This window comes from Pseudomonas acericola (SeqCode) (assembly GCF_053456465.1).
On the sequence record NZ_JBRFJB010000005.1, the window covers coordinates 349,035 to 367,720 of the forward strand.

General features: G+C 64.1%; 15 protein-coding genes. 13 read left to right on the plus strand and 2 right to left on the minus strand.

Annotated elements, in window-relative coordinates:
- Positions 1–144: 144 nt before the first annotated feature.
- Positions 145–1,113, minus strand: a complete 969-nt coding sequence (locus ACU688_RS21110) for a GlxA family transcriptional regulator (protein WP_448186265.1) — start codon at positions 1,111–1,113, stop codon at positions 145–147.
- 90 nt (positions 1,114–1,203) lie between these two features.
- Between ACU688_RS21110 and inhA the strand changes: the two genes are divergently transcribed.
- Complete coding sequence (gene inhA, locus ACU688_RS21115; protein ID WP_448186266.1) at positions 1,204–1,884, plus strand: isonitrile hydratase; 681 nt, start codon at positions 1,204–1,206, stop codon at positions 1,882–1,884.
- Positions 1,885–1,970: 86 nt separating this feature from the next.
- On the opposite strand, the gene ACU688_RS21120 is transcribed toward inhA, so the two are convergent.
- Positions 1,971–2,600 (minus strand): LysE family translocator, encoded by a 630-nt coding sequence (locus ACU688_RS21120; protein WP_448186267.1) that lies wholly within the window; start codon positions 2,598–2,600, stop codon positions 1,971–1,973.
- Positions 2,601–2,758: 158 nt separating this feature from the next.
- On the opposite strand from ACU688_RS21120, the gene ACU688_RS21125 reads away from it, so the two are divergent.
- The 12 genes from ACU688_RS21125 to ACU688_RS21180 all read left to right on the plus strand — a co-directional run bounded on the left by ACU688_RS21125 (position 2,759) and on the right by ACU688_RS21180 (position 18,686).
- Complete coding sequence (locus ACU688_RS21125) at positions 2,759–3,274, plus strand: sigma-70 family RNA polymerase sigma factor (RefSeq protein ID WP_448186268.1); 516 nt, start codon at positions 2,759–2,761, stop codon at positions 3,272–3,274.
- On the plus strand, positions 3,261–4,211 hold the full coding sequence (locus ACU688_RS21130) for a FecR domain-containing protein (RefSeq protein WP_448186269.1): 951 nt from the start codon (positions 3,261–3,263) through the stop codon (positions 4,209–4,211). The genes ACU688_RS21125 and ACU688_RS21130 overlap by 14 nt, the downstream gene beginning before the upstream one ends.
- 107 nt (positions 4,212–4,318) lie before the next feature.
- Positions 4,319–6,805, plus strand: a complete 2,487-nt coding sequence (locus ACU688_RS21135) for a TonB-dependent siderophore receptor (protein ID WP_448186270.1) — start codon at positions 4,319–4,321, stop codon at positions 6,803–6,805.
- Between the two features lie 429 nt (positions 6,806–7,234).
- A complete protein-coding gene (locus ACU688_RS21140) occupies positions 7,235–8,674 on the plus strand; it encodes an undecaprenyl-phosphate glucose phosphotransferase (protein WP_448186271.1) in 1,440 nt (479 codons plus the stop codon).
- Complete coding sequence (locus ACU688_RS21145) at positions 8,674–10,134, plus strand: mannose-1-phosphate guanylyltransferase/mannose-6-phosphate isomerase (protein ID WP_448186272.1); 1,461 nt, start codon at positions 8,674–8,676, stop codon at positions 10,132–10,134. The genes ACU688_RS21140 and ACU688_RS21145 overlap by 1 nt, the downstream gene beginning before the upstream one ends.
- Before the next feature lies 1 nt (position 10,135).
- The gene (locus tag ACU688_RS21150) at positions 10,136–11,047 is read left to right on the plus strand and encodes a glycosyltransferase family 2 protein (RefSeq protein WP_448186273.1); all 912 of its coding nucleotides are present in this window, start codon (positions 10,136–10,138) and stop codon (positions 11,045–11,047) included.
- A gap of 29 nt (positions 11,048–11,076) precedes the next feature.
- Complete coding sequence (locus ACU688_RS21155) at positions 11,077–11,853, plus strand: polysaccharide biosynthesis/export family protein (protein WP_017736422.1); 777 nt, start codon at positions 11,077–11,079, stop codon at positions 11,851–11,853.
- A 14-nt stretch (positions 11,854–11,867) separates the two neighbouring features.
- Positions 11,868–13,859 (plus strand): GumC family protein, encoded by a 1,992-nt coding sequence (locus tag ACU688_RS21160; RefSeq protein ID WP_448186274.1) that lies wholly within the window; start codon positions 11,868–11,870, stop codon positions 13,857–13,859.
- Positions 13,859–15,049: a glycosyltransferase gene (locus ACU688_RS21165; protein WP_448186275.1), complete on the plus strand. Its 1,191-nt coding sequence runs from the start codon at positions 13,859–13,861 to the stop codon at positions 15,047–15,049. Before ACU688_RS21160 ends, ACU688_RS21165 begins: the two co-directional genes overlap by 1 nt.
- Positions 15,039–16,367, plus strand: coding sequence for a glycoside hydrolase family protein (locus tag ACU688_RS21170; RefSeq protein ID WP_448186276.1), 1,329 nt, complete (start codon positions 15,039–15,041; stop codon positions 16,365–16,367). The genes ACU688_RS21165 and ACU688_RS21170 overlap by 11 nt, the downstream gene beginning before the upstream one ends.
- Before the next feature lie 7 nt (positions 16,368–16,374).
- Positions 16,375–17,592, plus strand: coding sequence for a glycosyltransferase family 4 protein (locus ACU688_RS21175; protein ID WP_448186277.1), 1,218 nt, complete (start codon positions 16,375–16,377; stop codon positions 17,590–17,592).
- Entirely contained in the window at positions 17,583–18,686 is a 1,104-nt protein-coding gene (locus tag ACU688_RS21180; protein WP_448186278.1) for a glycosyltransferase family 4 protein, read from the plus strand. The genes ACU688_RS21175 and ACU688_RS21180 overlap by 10 nt, the downstream gene beginning before the upstream one ends.

The following is an 18,686-nucleotide window of genomic DNA, read 5'->3' on the forward strand; positions in this document are numbered from 1 at the left end:
GAACGCTGCAATTGTGGCGAGGGAGCTTGCTCCCGTTGGGTCGCGAAGCGGCCCCCGCTCTTCGTTTGGAAAGGCTGGGACTGCTGCGCAGTCCAGCGGGAGCAAGCTCCCTCGCCACAGGTTGTTTTACGCCTTTTCGCGGTTTCAGGTCACTGGCGAAAACCGCTCGCGGTAAGCCTGCGGCGTTACCGACAAGGCGCGTAGAAAACTGCGACGCAGGGTTTCCTCACTGCCAAAACCACACTGCACGGCGATGCGTTTGATCGACGCCGTGCTATCCGCCAATTGCCGACGGGCCGTCTCGACTCGGATCAATTCGACAGCCCGCGCCGGGGTCTGGCCGGTTTCGTTGCGGTAGTGGCGCACAAAGCTGCGTTCGCTCATGCCGGCTTGGGCGGCCAGGGTCGGAATGTTCAGGTCGAGGGTGAGGTTTTCGGCCATCCACGCGTGGAGTTCGGTGAAGCGGCTCTCGGCCTTTTGCAGGGACAGGGTCACGCTGAATTGGGACTGCCCGCCCGGGCGTTTGAGGAACACCACCAGGTGCCGCGCCACTTCCAGCGCCACTTCGCTGCCCAGGTCGTCTTCCACCAGGGCCAGGCACAGGTCGATGCCGGCGGTGACGCCGGCGGAGGTCCACACTGCGCCTTGGCGGATGAAAATCGGGTTGGATTCCACCGTCAGCGCGGGGAATTTGCGCGCCAGTTCTTCGCAGCGCGTCCAGTGGGTGGCCACGCGGCAGCCGTCCAATAAACCACTGGCCGCCAGCAGGAAGGCGCCGGTGCACACCGAGGTCATGCGTCGGGTGTGCCGGGCTTTTTCCCGCACCCAGTCGACCAGCGCCGGGTCGTCGGCGGCGCCGTACACGCCCCAGCCGCCGGCGATCACCAGGGTGTCGCAAGGCGCGTCGATGGCCGGCAACGGCTCGGCCACCAGTGCCAGGCCGGCGGAGGTCATCACTGGCGCCGTTTGCGCAGCGATCACCGTGACCGCGTAAGGCAACGGCATGCCGCGCTGGCGTGCCAGGTCATTGGTGGAGGCGAACACCTGCAACGGCCCGGTCACGTCGAGCACCTGGGCATTGGCAAAAGCGAGGACATGGACAATTCGCGGCATGATTGGCGTGATCTGTGGGCTGAATGGCGTATGCGCCAAAGCCTAGGCCCCTAGAGTGAAGCCGTCCACCCCTTTCTCGGAGCACTGTCCATGACCTTGCAGATCGGCTTTGTGTTGTTCCCCGGCATCCAGCAACTGGACCTGACCGGCCCCTATGACGTCCTCGGTTCGCTGCCGGACGTGACATTGCACCTGGTGTGGAAAGACCTCGCGCCAGTCACCTCCAGCACCGGGCTGGTGTTCACCCCGACCATGACCTATGCCGACTGCCCTCAGCTGGATGTGATCTGTGTACCGGGCGGTTCCGGCGTGGGTGCGTTGATGGAAGACCCGCAGACCCTGGACTTCCTCACGGTGCAGGCGCAGACCGCGCGGTATGTAACGTCGGTGTGTACCGGCTCACTGGTATTGGGCGCGGCGGGCCTGCTGCGCGGGCGCAAGGCCACCACCCACTGGGCCTACCACGACATGCTCGCCCCGCTCGGCGCGATCCCCGTGCAAGAGCGCGTGGTGCGCGATGGCAACCTGTTGACGGGGGGCGGCATCACTGCCGGCATCGACTTCGCGTTGACACTGGCAGCGGAGCTGTACGACGAAGCGACGGCGCAACTGGTGCAGTTGCAGATTGAATATGCGCCGGCGCCGCCGTTTGACTCGGGTCGTCCGGATACCGCGCCCAAGTCAGTGCTGGAGGAAGCGCACAAGCGCACGGCGCAGTCGCGCAAGACCCGTGGCGAGATTGTCGCAAGAGCAGCCGCACTGCTGGGCTGACACCACAATCCCACGGTGTGAATACAATCAACTGTGGGAGCTGGCTTGCCTGCTCCCACAGTTTTACCTCCCACCTTTCAATAGGGTCAGTTGGGACGCGACATCACCGCCAACCGCACCGCCAACACCGTCAGCACCGTCGCCAGCCCCCATTTCTGTAGCCAGGCGCTACTCGGGCGCTTGGCAAAGTAGCGGCTCAGCACACCACCAAACGCCCCCAGCAGCCCATGAAATACCGCTGCGATCACCGTCAATACGCCGCCAAGCACCAGCAATTGCACGGCAATCGATCCCGCTTGCGGCCGCACAAACTGCGGCAGAAACACCACAAAAAACAACAACGCCTTGGGGTTGAGCAAACTGTTGAGCATCGCTTGCACACATACCCGCCCCAGGGGGACGCGGTGGACGTGGGCCGTGTCCAAACGCGGGCTTTTCTGCAAGGTCTTGAACACCAGCCACAGCAGGTAGATCACCCCCGCATAACGAATCAGGTCAAACGACGGCGGCCAACTGGCCACCAGTGCCGTCACCCCGCTGGCGGTCAACGCGGTCAGCAGCAGGTCGGCCACGCCGATGCCCAGGGCGCAGGCGATGCCGCCGCGCCAGCCGTGGCTCACGCCGTGGCTGATGACAAAGGCCATGTTCGGCCCCGGCGACAACAGTAACAACAGCACCGCACCGCAAAACACCGCCAGGGTCGCCAGGTCGATCATGCTCAAGCCTCCGCCGATAAAACCTGAAGCGTAATCCGCATGCCGTGGGCCAACAAAAAATTGTGCTGGATACATTGCGCGCCAGTGATTGCTCATTGCCACAATCAACGCTTAGAATGCGAAACATTATCAATTATGACTGCTGTGCCAGGATGCCCATGTCGAGCGATCACCCACTGGACCCCGCCGCCATCGGCCAGCTGTACCTGGCCCATCACTCCTGGCTGCACGGCTGGTTGAACCGGCGCACCGGCTGCCGCGAGCATGCCGCCGACCTGGCGCAGGAGACATTTGTGCGCCTGCTCAATGCGCGCAAGCAGCAGACCTTGCAGCAACCGCGCGCGTACCTGAGCAGCATCGCCCGCAGCCTGATGATCGACGGCTACCGCCGCCGCGAACTGGAACGCGCCTACCTCGAAAGCCTTGCGCATTTCCCACAGGCCGAGGTGCCGTCGGAAGAAACCCGGCGCCTGATCCTCGACAGCCTGGAGCGCATCGACCGCCTGCTCGACCAACTCAAGCCGCGCGTGCGCGAAGCCTTCCTGCTCGCCCAATTGGACGGCCTGACCTGCGCGCAAATCGCCCTGCGCCTCGGCGTGTCCAAGGCCACCGTGGAGCGCGACCTGTCCAAGGCGCTGCACGCCTGTTATCGGTTGCGTTATGCAGAATGCTGACCCGCGCCTGGTCGACCAGGCCATCCAATGGATGATCAAGCTGCGCTTCAATGTCGCCGACGACGCCAGCACCGCCGCGTTCGAACGCTGGCTGCACAGCAGCGCCGAACACCAGCAGGTGTGGCAGCGCGTGGCGACCATGAATGACGATTTCAACCAACTGCCGGCCCAGCTCGGGCGCCGCACCCTCAGCGGCGCACGGCAACGCATCAGCCGCCGTGAAAGCCTCAAGCTGCTGGGCCTGGTGGCCGGTGCGGCCGGGCTGACCTGGTTCGGCCGCGACTACACGCCGCTGCCCGCCCTGGTGGCCGACTACCGCACCGCCACCGGCGAACAGCGACGGGTGACGCTGGACGACGGCAGCCAGCTCCAGCTCAACAGCGCCACCGCAATCGATGCCAGCTTCAATGCAGAACGCCGCAAGGTGCAGCTGCGCCAAGGCGAAATCGTGGTGCAGCCCAGCGGCGACAGTCGCCCCTTCTGGGTCCTGGCGCGCAACGCCGACCTGCGCGCCCAAGGCGCACGCATGCTGGTCCGTGAAGAAGCCCAAGGCACGCTGGTCGCGGTGCAACAGGGCAGCGTGGCGGTGTTTGCCGACCGCCATGACGCCAACGCCCGCCAGGTGATCCCGCCCGGCGCGGCGGTGCTGATCGACCGCCAAAGCATCCGCCCGCCCATCGCCAATGGCCTCGACCCCTGGGCCTGGAGCGACGGTGTAATCAGCGCCCACAACATGCGCCTGGATGACTTCCTCAGTGAGTTGGCGCGCTACCGCAACGGGCTGTTGCGTTGCAGCGAGGCAGTGGCAGGGTTGCGCGTGTCGGGCACCTATCAGTTGAGCGATACCGATCAAGTGCTGACGCTAGTCGCGCAATCGCTCAACGTCGATGTCACCTACCGCAGCCGTTACTGGGTGAGCGTCACCCCCCGGGTGTAAACCGTCGAAAAATAAATGAGGTGAATTCGCATTGCCGCTCGACCTGTAAGGAAAGGCCGATCAACAGGCCAGTCTTTTTCCACTTCCTTCAGGAGCAGCCCACGGTCATGCAAGCGTTCCCCTCCCCCCGTTCCCCCCTCAAGCGCGCGGTCCAGGCCGCCCTGCTGGGCGCCTGCCTGAGCGGCGGCGCCCTGCCCCTGGCCGTGCTGGCCGAGACACCGGCCAGCGACACCCAGGCCCGCGACTGGCACATCGCCGCCGGCTCCCTGGCCAATGCCCTGGACCAGTTCGCCCGCCAGGCCGGCATCAGCCTGTCGTATGACGCCAACAGCGTCGCCGGCAAGACCAGCACCGGCCTGAATGGCCGCTTCGACCACGAACAGGCCCTCGAGCAGTTGTTGCGCGGCCAGGGCCTGCAAGCCCAGCGCCAAGGCAACAGCACCTGGTTGTTGCTGCCGCAGGTGGCGGACAGCGGCGCGCTGAACCTGGGCGCCACCACCATCACCGGCGACCGCCTGGGCGCCACCACCGAGGGCACCGGTTCCTACACCACCGGCGCGGTGACCATCGGCAAAGGCCAACACAGCCTGCGGGAAACACCGCAATCGGTGAGTGTGATGACCCGCCAGTTGATGGACGACCAGAACGTCACCACCATCGACGACGTGATGGAACGCACGCCGGGCATCACCAGCTACGAGTCGCCGATGGGTGGCAAGTACTTCTATTCCCGTGGTTTCAAGATGCTCGGCCAGTACCAGTACGACGGCGTGCCACTGGACATGGGCAAGGACTACGCCCAGGCCGACAGTTTCAGCGCCAACATGGCGATTTATGACCGCGTGGAAGTGCTCAAGGGGGCCGCCGGCATGCTCAAGGGCGCCGGCACCGCCAGCGGCGCGGTGAACTTCGTGCGCAAGCGACCCCAGGCCAAGCCCACCACCAGCCTGTCGCTGTCCGCCGGCACGTGGGACAACTATCGCGCCGACCTCGACACCGGCGGCCCGCTAAATGACAGCGGCACCGTGCGCGGCCGAATGGCGATCAGCCAACAGGATCGCGCCTCGTACATGGACATCGCCAAGCGCAAGGACCAGGCATTCTATGGCGCGCTAGACGTGGACCTGAGCCCCGACACCACCCTGGGCATCGGCGCCAGCTACGAAGACGTCGATGCCACCCCGTGCTGGGGCGGCCTGCCGCGTTATGCCGACGGCAAGAGCGCCAACCTCAGCCGCTCGACGTGCCTGGGCCAATCCTGGAACGACTGGCAAAGCCGCCGCGCCACGTACTTCGTCGACCTCACCCACGCGCTCAACGACGACTGGAAACTCAAGGTCGCGGCCGTGCACAGCCGCAACCTGCAAGACACCAAGTACGCCGCCAGCGAAGGCACCATCCAGTACGGCGACCCGGCGCCCACCGCCCTGTCCTACGCCGCGTTGATGGACTACGACCACCGCGACTACGGGCTCGACGCCTACCTCGACGGCAAGTTCGAAGCCTTCGGCCTGGAACACGAACTGATCCTCGGCGCCAACGGCAGCCGTGGCACCCAGGACGATGTGTACGCGATCCAGAACCTGCCAACGCGCCAGGGCATCTACACGCCCAACCACCACTTGCCGGAGCCGGCCGACAACACCTTTTGGCCGAACATGTACCGTGGCAGCACGATCAAGGAAACCGCCACCCAGTACGGCGCCTACGCCACCTTGCGCCTGCGCCTGGCCGAACCGTTGATGTTCATCGTGGGCAGCCGCGTGAGTTGGTACGACAACCGTCGCCAGTCCTACAGCCTGGGCTGGGGCGAGTGGTCGTTGCAGGATGCGCGCAGCAAAGAAACCGGCGAAGTCACGCCGTTCGCCGCGCTGATCTATGACCTCAACGAGCACCTGTCGGTGTACGCCAGCTACGCGGATATCTTCCAGCCGCAAAGCGCCTACGCCACCGCCGATGGCGCCGCGCTCAAGCCGAAGATCGGCGACAACTATGAGCTGGGCATCAAGGGCGAATGGTTCGACGGCCGTCTCAACAGTTCCCTGGCACTGTTCCGCGCCATCGAGAAAAACGGTGCTGAAACCGACTTCCGCAGCTTCTGTGCAACCTCCGCCGATGGCTTTTGCTACACCGACACCGCCCGAGTGCGCGCCCAAGGCGTGGAGGCCGAAGTCAGCGGTGAACTGCTCGAGCGCTTGCAGGTGTCTGGCGGCTACACCTACACCCAGACCAAGTCCCTGAAGACCATCGACAGCGCCCTCGAAGGCGGCTCATCCAACACCTACGTGCCCAAGCATATGCTGCGGGTGTGGGGCGACTACCAGCTCGACGGCGCGCTGTCGAAATGGAGCGTCGGCACCGGCGTCAACGCCCAGAGCAGCAACTACCGCATGCAGACCATCAAGCTGGAACAAGCCGGTTACGCGGTATGGAACGCGCGGCTGGCCTACCGCGTCGACGACACTTGGACCGTGGCTCTCAACGGCAACAACCTGTTCGACAAAAGCTACTACAACACCGTCGGTACAGCGTCGTGGGGCAACTTTTATGGCGAACCGCGCAATTTCACGGTTAGTTTGAAAGGCAACTTCTAATCCCCCGAAAGTCCCGGTGGCCGGGCACTTAACGTGCCTTGCCACCCCCTCTTTGTCCCCCTTTCCTACTTCCATTTGAAAAAGCTTTCTCCGTTCGGCAGGAAAATTCTCACATTTGTTCCTACACTCAAAATCACACCCTAAGTCCGAGTGTTAAGACAAGGAATGTCAAAAAAATGCCAAATAGACCGCAACTCAAGCGCCCTAAACGGGCCATCCGCAACATGGTCAACTTTTTGACATGGCAAGTTAAGGAAGCACTCCCTTAGTCACTACCCCCGCAGTTCCCCTTCAAATGGCGAGCCGCCTTTGAATTGGATAGTTGCGTATTACCCAGAGTAGCCGTAGTTCGACTGGCCTCTAAGCAGCCTGCTGCCTTATTGATCAAACAGCCGAACAAAAAGTCTGGAGTGCAATGAGGGATGTTGTATGCGAGAAAAGTCGTCCGTCGACAGTTTGTTTTTAACACGCGCCGGTTTTGTTGAGTTTTTTGTTGTTTTCGTCAAATTCATCCATGGCTTGAGTGCCATCTTGCCGCCGTTGGTCCTGGTGTATTTCCTCGACCCGATAGCCCCCGAACTGCGCCCGCACTTCCTTGGTCTGCTGCTGTTTTTCGCGATCATGACCATCATTCTGTTCCAGGCCCTGGGCATCTATTCCGAAGAATTGTTCAGCAACCGCCTGCGCCTGAAAACCAAGGTCAAGGCCTGGTCTGCGGCGTTTTGCATCCTGCTGTTCATGTACCAGATCCTGCAATCCTTCCCCCAATTGACCCCACGCAATCTGGTCGCCTGGTACTTCGCCAGCCTGGCGCTGTTCTGCCTTGAACGGCTGCTGATGCTGCGCCTGTACCGCAACCTGATGCGCAAGGGCAAATACCTGCAACGCACGGTGATCCTGGGCTTTACCGACACCGCCGTGCACGTCGCCGACCACCTGCAACGCAATGGCGATATCCGCTCGGGCCTGATCGGTTTTATCGACGACCGCACCGAGCGCATTCCCAAGGAATTGAGCAACCTGCCCTTGCTGGGCAACTCCCGCGACCTGGAAAAACTGATCCGTGGCGAACAGGTCAACCAGGTGATGATCTGCCTGCCGTGGGCGGCCGAACAGCGTATCCACGGGCTGGTCAACCGCCTGCGGCAGATGTCGGTCAACGTGATGCTGGTACCCGACATGGCGGCCCTGCGCTACGGCCACAGCAAGATCACCGACGTCGGCGGCATCCTGATGTTCAACACTTCGCAATTGCCGCTGCGGGGCTGGTCGCCGGTGATCAAGCGCCTGGAGGACATGCTGCTGGCCAGCCTGGCGCTGGTGTGCCTGTCACCAGTGATGGTGGCGACGGCGATTGCGATCAAGCTCGACTCCAAGGGCCCGGTGCTGTTCCGGCAAAACCGCTACGGCTACAACGACAACGAAATCCGCGTGTTCAAGTTCCGCTCGATGTACACCGACCAGAGCGACTTCACCGCCGAACGCCAGACCACCCGCCAGGACCCGCGCATCACCCGCGTCGGGCGGATCATCCGCAAGACCAGCATCGACGAGCTGCCGCAGCTGTTCAACGTGCTGCTGGGCAACATGTCGATGGTCGGCCCGCGCCCCCACGCTACCGCGACCAAGGCCGCCGGCGTGCCGTTTGAAGTGGCGGTGAGCGAGTACAGCTCGCGCCACCGGGTCAAGCCAGGGATCACCGGCTGGGCGCAGATCAACGGTTTCCGCGGCGAGACCGACACCCTCTACAAGATCCAGAAACGCGTGGAGTACGACCTGGAGTACATCTCCAAATGGTCGGTGTGGCTTGACCTGTACATCGTCTTCATGACGGTCCCCGCCGTCCTGTCCACCAAGGAGGTCTATTGATGAACACCCTCAACGGATTGATTCCCTGCATCGTCTCCGGGGGGTCGGGCACGCGGCTGTGGCCAGTGTCGCGGCAGAACATGCCCAAGCCCTTCATGCGCATGCGCGACGGCCAGAGCCTGCTGCAAAAAACCTTCCAGCGCGCGGCCAAACTGCCCGGCGTGGAAAGCGTGCTGACGGTGACCAACCGCGACCTGCTGTTTCGCACCCTGGATGACTACCGCAGCGTGAACAAGGCGCACTTGCCCCTCGACCTGCTGCTGGAACCGTTCGGGCGCAACACAGCGGCGGCCATCGCGGTGGCGGCGCTGCATGTGCAGGAACACTTCGGCGATGCCGCGCAACTGCTGGTGCTGCCCGCCGACCATCTGATCCTCAATGAAGTGGCGTTCGCCGAGGCCGTGACCCAGACCCGCGACCTCGCCGAGGCGGGCTACCTGGTGACCTTCGGCATCCAGCCCGATCACCCGGAAACCGGCTTTGGCTACATCGAGCAAGGCGAAGCGCTGGGCACTGGCTATCGGGTCAAGCGCTTCGTCGAAAAACCCGACCTGGCCACCGCCCAGGGCTACCTCGACGGCGGCAAGCACCTGTGGAACGCGGGCATGTTCTGCTTCAAGGCTGGCACCCTGGTGGACGAACTCGCCCGCCACGCGCCGGACGTACTCACCGCCGCCAGGGCCGCGCTGGAACACAGCCAGAGCCTGCAAAACAAAACCTCGCGCCAGCGTGAACTGGACGCCGATGGCTTCGCCAGCGCGCCGGATATTTCCATCGACGTGGCGCTTATGGAAAAGTCCCGCCAAGTCGCCGTGGTGCCCTGCGACATCGGCTGGAGCGACATCGGCTCGTGGGAAGCGCTGCGCCAGCTCACCCCCAGCGACGCCCATGGCAACCAGGTCAATGGCGAAGCGATCCTGCATGACGTGCACAACTGCTACATCGACTCACCCAAGCGCGTCACCGGCGCCGTGGGCGTGCGCGACCTGATCATCGTCGATACCCCCGACGCGCTGCTGATCGCCGACGCCCATCGCAGCCAGGATGTGCGCTACATCGTCGCCGAACTCAAGCGCCAGAATCATCCGGCGTACAGCCTGCACCGCACCGTCACCCGGCCGTGGGGCACCTACACCGTGCTGGAGGAAAGCAGCCGCTTCAAGATCAAGCGCATCGTGGTCAAGCCCCAGGGTTCGCTGTCGTTGCAGATGCACCATCACCGCAGCGAGCACTGGGTGGTGGTCAGCGGCGCGGCGCAGATCACCAATGGCGAGCGCGAGTTCCTGATCAACGCTAACGAGTCCACCTACATCCCGGCCGGGCACAAACACCGGCTGACCAACCCCGGCATCATCGACCTGGTGATGATCGAGGTGCAGAGCGGCGAGTACCTGGGCGAAGACGACATCGTGCGCTTCGACGACATCTACGGGCGCGCCCCGGCTGACGTGAAAAAATGACATGCGCACTTCATTGATCATCCCGACCCGTAACGCTTCCAGCCACCTGGCGCGCCTGCTGCCGGCGCTGGCCATGCAAAGCCTGCAACCGGACGAAACGCTGGTGGTGGACAGCGCCTCCAGCGACGACACCGTGGCGCGCTTTCGTGCCTTCGGTGCACGGGTCGAGGTGATCGATGCCCGCGATTTCAACCACGGCGGCACCCGGCGCTGGGCCAGCGAACAAGTGGGCGGCGACGCCTTGATCGTGATGACCCAGGACGCCATCCCCGCCAGCCCCGAGACCTTTGCCAACCTGCTCGCCGAGTTGCAGCAAGACCCGCTCAACGGCGTCGCCTACGGCCGCCAATTGCCGCACCCCGGCGCCGGCGTACTGGGCGCGCAGTCACGGCACTTCAACTACCCGGCGCAGAGCCGCAGCAAAAGCCTGGCCGATGCGCCGGAGCTGGGGATCAAGACCTGCTTCAGCTCCGACTCGTTTTCCGTGTACCGGCGCAGCGCCCTGCACGCGGTGGGTGGTTTCCCCGCCGATGTGATCGGCAGCGAAGACGCCTACGTCGCCGCGCGCCTGCTGCTCGACGGCTACAAGGTGCGGTATGCCGCCAGCGCGCAGGTGTACCACTCCCACGATTACAAGCTTATGGATGAGTTTCACCGCTACTTCGACATTGGCGTGTTCTACGGCCGCGAGCCGTGGATCCGTGAAGCGTTCGGCGATGCCGGCGGTGAAGGTAAACGCTACGTACTGGCTGAGCTCGCGGCACTGCGCGCAGCCGGTGCATTGCACCGCGTCCCCGAAGTCCTGGTGCGCAGCGCGTTCAAGTTGCTCGGCTACCGGCTGGGGCATCAGGAACGCCGCCTCCCCCTCGCCCTCAAGCGGCGCATCAGCATGTTTCCCGGTTATTGGAGGTGAGCAGCATGACCCACAGGAAATCCCCCTTGATGAAACGAACCGTGCTCGTCCTGGCCATGCTGGCCCTGGCCGCCTGCAATACCCCCGCGCGCATCGTCGCACCCGATGGCAAGACGGTGGAGGACGGCAAGCGCGCCCTCGAACAGTTGGCGCAATTGCCACCGGCTGTGGAGCGCATCCGCGTCGGCGACCAGTTGCGCATCGTCCGTGATGCCGGCGAGATGCCGACGCTGTCGGCGTTCAACGTCAGCACCATCTATGAGTTGACGCTGTACACGGTGCAGACCGACGGCAAGATCAACTACCCGTTCCTCGGGCCGATCCAGGTGGCCGGGCGCCAGCCTTCGGAACTCGCCACCGAACTGACCGGCAAGCTCGCGCAGACCTACCGCGAACCACGGGTGACGGTGAACATCAACCAGGCGCCGGGCAACTCGGTGATCGTCGGTGGCGCGGTGAACAACCCGACGGCGGTGCAGATCGCCACGGCCAACACCCTGGAACAGGCGATTCTTGGCGCCGGCGGGGTCAGCCCGGCGGGCAATGCGAGCATGGTCGCCCTGCTGCGTGAAGACGCCCAGGGTGCCTACCGCGCCTACTTCCTCGACTTCAGCCAGTTGCTCAAGACCGGCCCCAACGGGCGCAAACCGGTGCACCTGCAACGCGGTGACGTGGTGTTCGTGCCCAAATCCAACGTGGGCGAACGCATCCAGGGGGTGGATACCTACATGAACCAACTGATCCCGTTCACCAAGTCCATCGGGGTTGGCTACAACTACACCCGAACCAGCGGCGGCAATAACTAAAGGAGCGACATCCCATGATCGAGATCCGTTCTTTTCGTGATCTTCTGCGCCTGTTCTTCATCTTCCGTCGCGAGTTCAAGCTGGCGGCGATTGCCGCGCTGGTGATCATCCTGCTCGGCGCGTTCCTGTTGCCGGCCAAGTACGAATCCACCGCGCGCCTGCTGGTCAAGCCGGGGCGCGATTCGACCTTGCCGATCGAGATCAGCAACCGCCAGGCGCTGGTCATGCCCAGCACCCAGCGCGACCCGATTGTCGATGAAGAACGCCTGCTCACCGGGCGCCCCATCGTGCGCGCGGTGGCCGAGCACTACCTGGAAGTCATCGAAAACGCGCCGCCGCCCGAAGGGTTCTGGAAGCGCACCAAGCACTACGTCAAGGAAGGCATCGGCGCCATTTTCGGCGGCGTGCGTGTGGTCCTGGAAACCGTGGGCATCGTCGAAAAAACCACCCCGGTGGAGCGTCTCGCCGCCAGCCTGGAAAAGAGCTTTGAAGTGAGCCACGCCGCCGGTTCCACTGTGATGGACATCAGCTTCACCTGGGGCGACCCGGAAATCGCCCAGGCGGTGGTCAAGGATTGGGTCGAGACCTATATCAACGAACGCACCCAGGCCCTGGGCCGCAAGAGCCTCTACGTGTTTTACGAAGGCCAGGTCGCCACCAGCGCCACCGAGATCCAGAGCTACAAGCAGCAGATCCTCAAGCACCTCAACGAGATCGGCGCGGCGAGCATCACCGACCGCCTGGAAGACTTGTCCGAGCGCATCAACGTGCTGCGCGGCGAAACCTTCAACACCCAGCGCTTGATCGCCTCCTCCGACAGCGCCATTGCGAGCACGCGCACCCAGCTCAAGACCCAACCCAAGGAAGTCACCACGGTACGCCAGATCGCACTGAACCCACAGCAACAAGACTTGCGTCGCCTGCTTAACCAGAAGCTGCTGGAAAAGGCCGACATGATGCGCACCTACACCGACAACGCGCCGCCGGTGAAAGCCCTCGACGCGTCGATCCGTGCGATGCGCGCCGAGGTCTCCAGCGAAAGCAACACCGTGCAAGCCTCGGAAAACCGTGCGCCGAACACCCTGGAAATCCACTTGCAGCGCGTGCTGCTGGATGAGACCAGCAACAACCAGGCGCTGCGCACGCAGCTGGTGCAACAGCAAAACCAACTGCTCAACCTCGAAGCCCAGCGCAAGCAAGCCCTGGAGATTGAACCGGAACTGGCGCGCCTGGCCCGCGAGCTGAACACCACCGAGCGCAACTACGCGCTGTACGTGGATAACCTGGAAAAATCGCGCATCGACCGCGAGCTGGACAACAGCCAGATCAGCAACATCGCCGTGATCGAAGAAGCCACCCTGAACCCTGGGCGGATCTTCCCGAAAACCCTGGTGATGCTGTTCCTGGCGATCCCGTTTGCCATCGTCGTCGGCTTGCTGGTGATCTACCTGTGCTACCTGATGGACCAGCGCATTCACGACGGCGGCCTGGTGGAGCGCAAGTTCGGCCTGCGCCTGTGGAGCACCCTGCCGGAACTGGACACCAGCACCGTGCAAAGCACCAACGCATTCCACGCGAGCATCTACCGGCTGTACAGCCAGCTCAAACCCGACCGCATTGCGCAGAACGGCCTGACCCTGGGCCTGACCTCGGCGCGACACGGCGAAGGCGTGACCTTTGTCGTCGAACAGCTGCGCCATCTGCTGCTGGAAAACGGCGTCAACGTGCGGGTCGGCGGCCTCGTCCCGGCGGAGCCTGGCGAAGTGGTGTTGCTGGATGCCTCGGGCTTGCTGGACAACCGCGAGGCGTTTGTCACCCTGCGTCGCGCCGACCTGATTGCGCTGGTGGTGGAAGCGCATAAAAGCACGGTGCCGGTGGTGGAACATGCGCTGTCGATCCTCAACACCGCGTTCGGCAAGGTGGACGGCATCATCATCAACCGGCGCAAATTCGAAGTGCCGGCCAAGGTGTTGCGCACCATCGCCAAATACCGGGGGGCGTTCTGATGCGCATTGCCCTGCTCGCTCCCTTGCCGCCAGAAAAAAACGGCATCGCCGACTACGCGAACCATTTCAAGACGGCATTGGAGCAGTTGGGCGTGACGGTGGCGACACCGTTGACCGGCGTGGACGGCAACAGCGCAGCGATCCAGCAGGCCATCGCCGGCTTCGACTGGCAACGTGTGGACCTGGTCCACGCCGAGCTGGGCGGCGGGCGCCTCGGCGAGTTTTTGGCCTTGCGTGAATTGCGCAAGGCCCATCCCGGCCTGGCGTTGACCGCCACCGTGCATGACCCCGAGCGCATGGTCTGGCGCCGTGAACACCTGCCTTTCCCACTGAACCTGTTGGAGCGTTTGCCCAGCCCGTTGCCGCAAGCGGCGGTGGTGCTGGCCGACCCGTTGACCTTGCGCGAAGAACGCCATGTCGCTCAAGGCCTGACGCGGCTGATCACCCTCACCCGCCTCGGCGCCGACTGCCTGAGCCAGCGCATGCAACTGCCGGCCGGCAAAGTCGCGGTGATCAACCACGCCAACCTGGCCATTCCACCAGCACCGTTGCCAGCGCTGGACACTCTGCACCTGCTGTACTTCGGTTTTATCTACCGGGGCAAAGGCATTGAAGACCTGTTGCAAGCCCTGGCCGATGTGTTCAAGCAAGCCCCCGAATTGCGTGACCGCGTGCGCCTGACCCTGGCCGGTGGCACCGCCGCCGAAATGGCCTTTGGCGCGGGCGGCAATTACCTGGAGCAACTGAACAGCCAGATCGCCGCACTCGGCCTGACCGACGCCATCGACTGGCGGCTGAACCTTCCGGCCAGCGAGATTGCCCAGACGATCCAGGCCCACCATGTGATGGTGCTGCCCTATCGCGAATCGAAAAAACTCGGCCTGCTCGGCCGCCAACGCGGCACCAGTGGCGCGCTGTCCTGGGCCGCCGCGTGCGGGCGCGGGGCGATCACCTCGGATGCGCGGGCGTTTGCCGAAGAAGTCGCCAGCGGCAACGGCGCGATCTATCCCCAAGGCGACGTAGCGGCGCTCGCAGCACAGCTGCTGCGCCTGGCACGCACGCCGGCGCTGGCGCGGGACTGGGCCGAACGCGCCGGGGAAATCGGCCGCGAACGCCTGTGGCCGTTGACCGCGCAAAAATTCAAGCAGCTCTTCGAACAGGCGATTGCCGGAGCCCCCTATGGCGCGTAAACGCACGTACCTTGCGACCCTGGCCGTGGTCGCCGCCCTGGGCCTCACGGCCTTTATGTGGGGTCGCCAGGCCGACGCCGAGAGCCATGTGCTCAAGAGCAACAAGGTCGTGGTGTGGAAGGATTTCCTCGGGGTGAACGCGCAGTTCCTGTGGTTCGCCCCTGAGCGTTACCAATTGCAGATCGATCGCCTCAAGGCCCTGGGCCTGCAATGGGTGCGCCTGGATCTGCACTGGGACCAACTGGAGCCGGTGGAGAACCAGTACCAGATCGCAACCCTCGATCAGTTGGTCGGCAAGTTGCAGGACAACCAGCTCAAATCGGTGTTCTACCTGGTGGGCTCGGCGCCCTTCGCCACTACCGCGCCGGCCGGTGCGCCGTATCAGGACCAGTACCCGCCCAAAGACCCGAACGTGTTCGCCACGCGCATGGCGTTGCTGTCCCAGCGATACCCCAGCGTCGATGCGTGGCAGGTGTGGAACGAGCCCAACCTGCTCGGCTTCTGGCGCCCGGTGGCTGATCCCGCAGGCTTCGCCGCGCTGTTGACGGCCACGGCGGGCGCCTTGCGCGGGGTCAATCCGAGCAAGCCGGTGGTCGCCGCCGGCATGGCGTTTTTCAGCGAAATGCCCAACGGCCAGACCATGTTCGATGCCCTTGGCGCCCTTGGCGTGGCCAGCCTCAACACGGTGATTTCCTACCATCCGTACACCCAATTGCCGGAAGGCAACGACCCGGCCAACCTGGACTTTATCGCCAAGACCAGCGCCCTCAACACTGCCCTGCGCAACGGCGGCGTGCAGACCCTGTGGAGCACCGAATGGGGCTGGTCCACCTACCCGGGGCCCAAGGACGCGCAAGACCTCATCACCCTGCAAGGCCAGGCCGACTACGTGCTGCGGCGCCTGGCGCTGATGAGCGCGATGGATTTCGACAAGATCTTCCTGTTCACCCTCAGCGATCTCGACCAGCGCGCCAGCGTGCGTGACCAGTTCTACGGCTTGCTCGATATCGACGCCAACCCCAAGCCGGTGTACACCGCGCTGAAAAACTTTCTCGACATCAGCGGACCGAGCCTGAGCCCCGGCGACCCGCCGCTCGCCGACCAATTGCCCGATGGCCTGTTCAGCATCGGCTGGACCCGCGCCGACGGCCACAAGCTGTGGTTTTTCTGGTCGGCAGCGGGCGGCAACGCGCACTTGCCAGGCCTGGCCAACGCCACCCTGTACAACCCGCTGCTCGGTACGCAAACACCGCTCACCGGCACCAACGGCCTGACCGTGACGGTCAAGCCGACCCTGCAAATTCTGTTATGGGATTGACGCGGCCATGCGCATTTTATGGATCCTGCCCTACTCACCCTGGCCCGCCACCAGCGGCGGCAAGACGCGCCAGTTTCACCTGCTGCGCAGCCTCGCGGCGCGCGGGCACCAGATCACCTTGCTGCTGCATGACAAACACCCGGTCACGCCGGCCGACCGCCAGGTGCTGGAGGCGTTTCTCGAACAATTGATCGTGCTGCCACGCCGCCCGCTGCGCAGCGTCAAAACGTTGCTGGCCGGGCTGTTCGCGCCCTACCCGCTGCTGGCCAGCGTGAATGGCCTGTCGACGGAGCTGCAGGACACGTTCGAGTGGCTATTGGGTGAGCAATGGGACGTGGTGCAGATCGAACACACCTACACCTTCCAGCCGTACGAAGACGCGCTGGCGCGTAACGCCCAGCCGTTTGTGCTGACCGAACACAACGTCGAATCGGCCCTCGGCGCCGCCACCTATGACCGTTTGCCGCGCTGGGCGCTGCCGTTCATTCGCTACGATCAATGGCGCTATGCACGCTGGGAACGCCGCGTCATGCGCCAGGCCACGCAAGTGGTGGCGGTGACCGAAAGCGACGCAGAGGTGCTGGAAAAGATCGCCGGCAAACGGGTGCCGGTGGTGGTCAACGGCGTGGATTGCGATCACTTCGCCAAGGCCCGCCCCGACCCGGCGAGCCGCCGCGTGCTGTTCCTCGGCAACTACGAATATGCGCCGAATGTGGACGCCATCGAGTGGGCCCTGGATGAAATCCTGCCCAAGGTCTGGGCGCGCTGCCCCGATGCGCGCATGAGCGTGTGCGGCTTCGGCATGCCCGCCAGTTGGCGCACGCGCTGGCCTGATCCGCGCATCGAATGGCAAGGCTTTGTGCCCGATCTGCTGGAACTGCAATCGAGCAGTTCGGTGTTTCTCGCCCCGTTGCGCCACGGCGGCGGTTCCAAGCTCAAGGTCCTCGAAGCCCTGGCGGCCGGCCTGCCGCTGGCCAGCACCGCGCAAGGCGTGTCGGGCCTGGATCTGGTGGAAGGCCTGGACTACCTAGGCGGCCACACCGCCACCGCCCTGGCCGATGCCGTGGTGCGCCTGCTGCAATTTCCCGGCGCCGCCGCGCCCATGGGCGAAGCCGGCCGCGCGTATGTGCGCCGCGCCCATGACTGGAGCGTCGCCGCCAGCCAGTTGGAGCAGGTGTACGCCAGCCTCGCGCCGGTCAAACACAAGGAGCCCGCATGCGTGTAGGCCTGGATTACCGCACCGTCGGCACGTCGCCGCAATCGGGGATCAGCCGCCAGGTGTATGCCCTGGAAAACGCCCTGCGCGCCTTGCCGGATGTTGAGCTGGAGCGCTTCACCGTGGCGCCCCTGGGCGATGAAACCCGTTTGCAGGCGCATTGCCCAAGCTGGGGCTGCGCAAAAACCGCGATGCACCAACCGCAGAATCGCCTGCGTTTCGAGGCCGGTTTTCTGCCGCGTGTGCTGCGCGAGCAACACGTTGATCTGTATATCAGCACCTTCAACATGGGCCTGCCGCTGCCGCCCAAACCCAAGGGGTTGCGCACGGTGGTGTTGTTGCATGACCTGTTCCAGATCACCTTGGACAACTACCACGCCAACCGCCTGAAGGCATTGATCTACAAGACCAGCGATCGCCTGTCGATTGCCTATGCCGTGCGCAGCGCCGACCGCGTGTGGACGCCGTCGCAGTACAGCGCCGATGAAACCGCGCGGCTGTTTCCGAAGGCGGCGGGCAAGATCCGCGTGCTGCCCAATCAGGTCGATGGCTTTGCCGGATTGCCCGCCGACCTCAGTGCGCGCCAATTGCCCGAGGGTTACTGGCTGCTGGTGGGCACCCGCGAGTTGCGCAAGAACGTGCCGTTCCTGGTGGACGCCTGGCAGCAGGCGCGGCGCCAATCCAGCGAGGTGCCGGAGCTGGTGCTGGTGGGCAGCCTCGACCATCTGCCCGAGGCCCAGCGCACACTGCCGGGGATTCGCGCCTTGAGCGGTGTGTCGGATGCCGAACTGCATGCGCTGTACCGCCAGGCCTCGCGCCTGTGGCAACCCTCTTACGCCGAAGGTTTCGGCCTGCCGGTGATCGAAGCCCTGAGCGTCGGCACGCCGGTGGCGGTGGCCAGCGGCACCTCGCTGGATGAAATCACCCCGCCGACGGCGCCGCGCTTTTCGCCCACCGATGGCCCGGCGCTGGTGCAGTTGATGCTGGAGCTGGCGCAGCGCCCCATTGAAGATTCGCCGGAGCAACGCCGCCTGTGGGCTGAGCGTTACAACCCTGGCGCCTATCGCCGCCGCCTGGCCGACCTGATCGAGGAGCTCAAGTGA

What these genes read in the sequence shown, in the direction of transcription:
- ACU688_RS21110 (WP_448186265.1), bottom strand. Translation starts at nt 1,113, where the DNA reads ATGCCGCGAATTGTCCATGTCCTCGCTTTTGCCAATGCCCAGGTGCTC.
- inhA (WP_448186266.1), top strand. Translation starts at nt 1,204, where the DNA reads ATGACCTTGCAGATCGGCTTTGTGTTGTTCCCCGGCATCCAGCAACTG.
- ACU688_RS21120 (WP_448186267.1), bottom strand. Translation starts at nt 2,600, where the DNA reads ATGATCGACCTGGCGACCCTGGCGGTGTTTTGCGGTGCGGTGCTGTTG.
- ACU688_RS21125 (WP_448186268.1), top strand. Translation starts at nt 2,759, where the DNA reads ATGTCGAGCGATCACCCACTGGACCCCGCCGCCATCGGCCAGCTGTAC.
- ACU688_RS21130 (WP_448186269.1), top strand. Translation starts at nt 3,261, where the DNA reads ATGCAGAATGCTGACCCGCGCCTGGTCGACCAGGCCATCCAATGGATG.
- ACU688_RS21135 (WP_448186270.1), top strand. Translation starts at nt 4,319, where the DNA reads ATGCAAGCGTTCCCCTCCCCCCGTTCCCCCCTCAAGCGCGCGGTCCAG.
- ACU688_RS21140 (WP_448186271.1), top strand. Translation starts at nt 7,235, where the DNA reads ATGCGAGAAAAGTCGTCCGTCGACAGTTTGTTTTTAACACGCGCCGGT.
- ACU688_RS21145 (WP_448186272.1), top strand. Translation starts at nt 8,674, where the DNA reads ATGAACACCCTCAACGGATTGATTCCCTGCATCGTCTCCGGGGGGTCG.
- ACU688_RS21150 (WP_448186273.1), top strand. Translation starts at nt 10,136, where the DNA reads ATGCGCACTTCATTGATCATCCCGACCCGTAACGCTTCCAGCCACCTG.
- ACU688_RS21155 (WP_017736422.1), top strand. Translation starts at nt 11,077, where the DNA reads ATGAAACGAACCGTGCTCGTCCTGGCCATGCTGGCCCTGGCCGCCTGC.
- ACU688_RS21160 (WP_448186274.1), top strand. Translation starts at nt 11,868, where the DNA reads ATGATCGAGATCCGTTCTTTTCGTGATCTTCTGCGCCTGTTCTTCATC.
- ACU688_RS21165 (WP_448186275.1), top strand. Translation starts at nt 13,859, where the DNA reads ATGCGCATTGCCCTGCTCGCTCCCTTGCCGCCAGAAAAAAACGGCATC.
- ACU688_RS21170 (WP_448186276.1), top strand. Translation starts at nt 15,039, where the DNA reads ATGGCGCGTAAACGCACGTACCTTGCGACCCTGGCCGTGGTCGCCGCC.
- ACU688_RS21175 (WP_448186277.1), top strand. Translation starts at nt 16,375, where the DNA reads ATGCGCATTTTATGGATCCTGCCCTACTCACCCTGGCCCGCCACCAGC.
- ACU688_RS21180 (WP_448186278.1), top strand. Translation starts at nt 17,583, where the DNA reads ATGCGTGTAGGCCTGGATTACCGCACCGTCGGCACGTCGCCGCAATCG.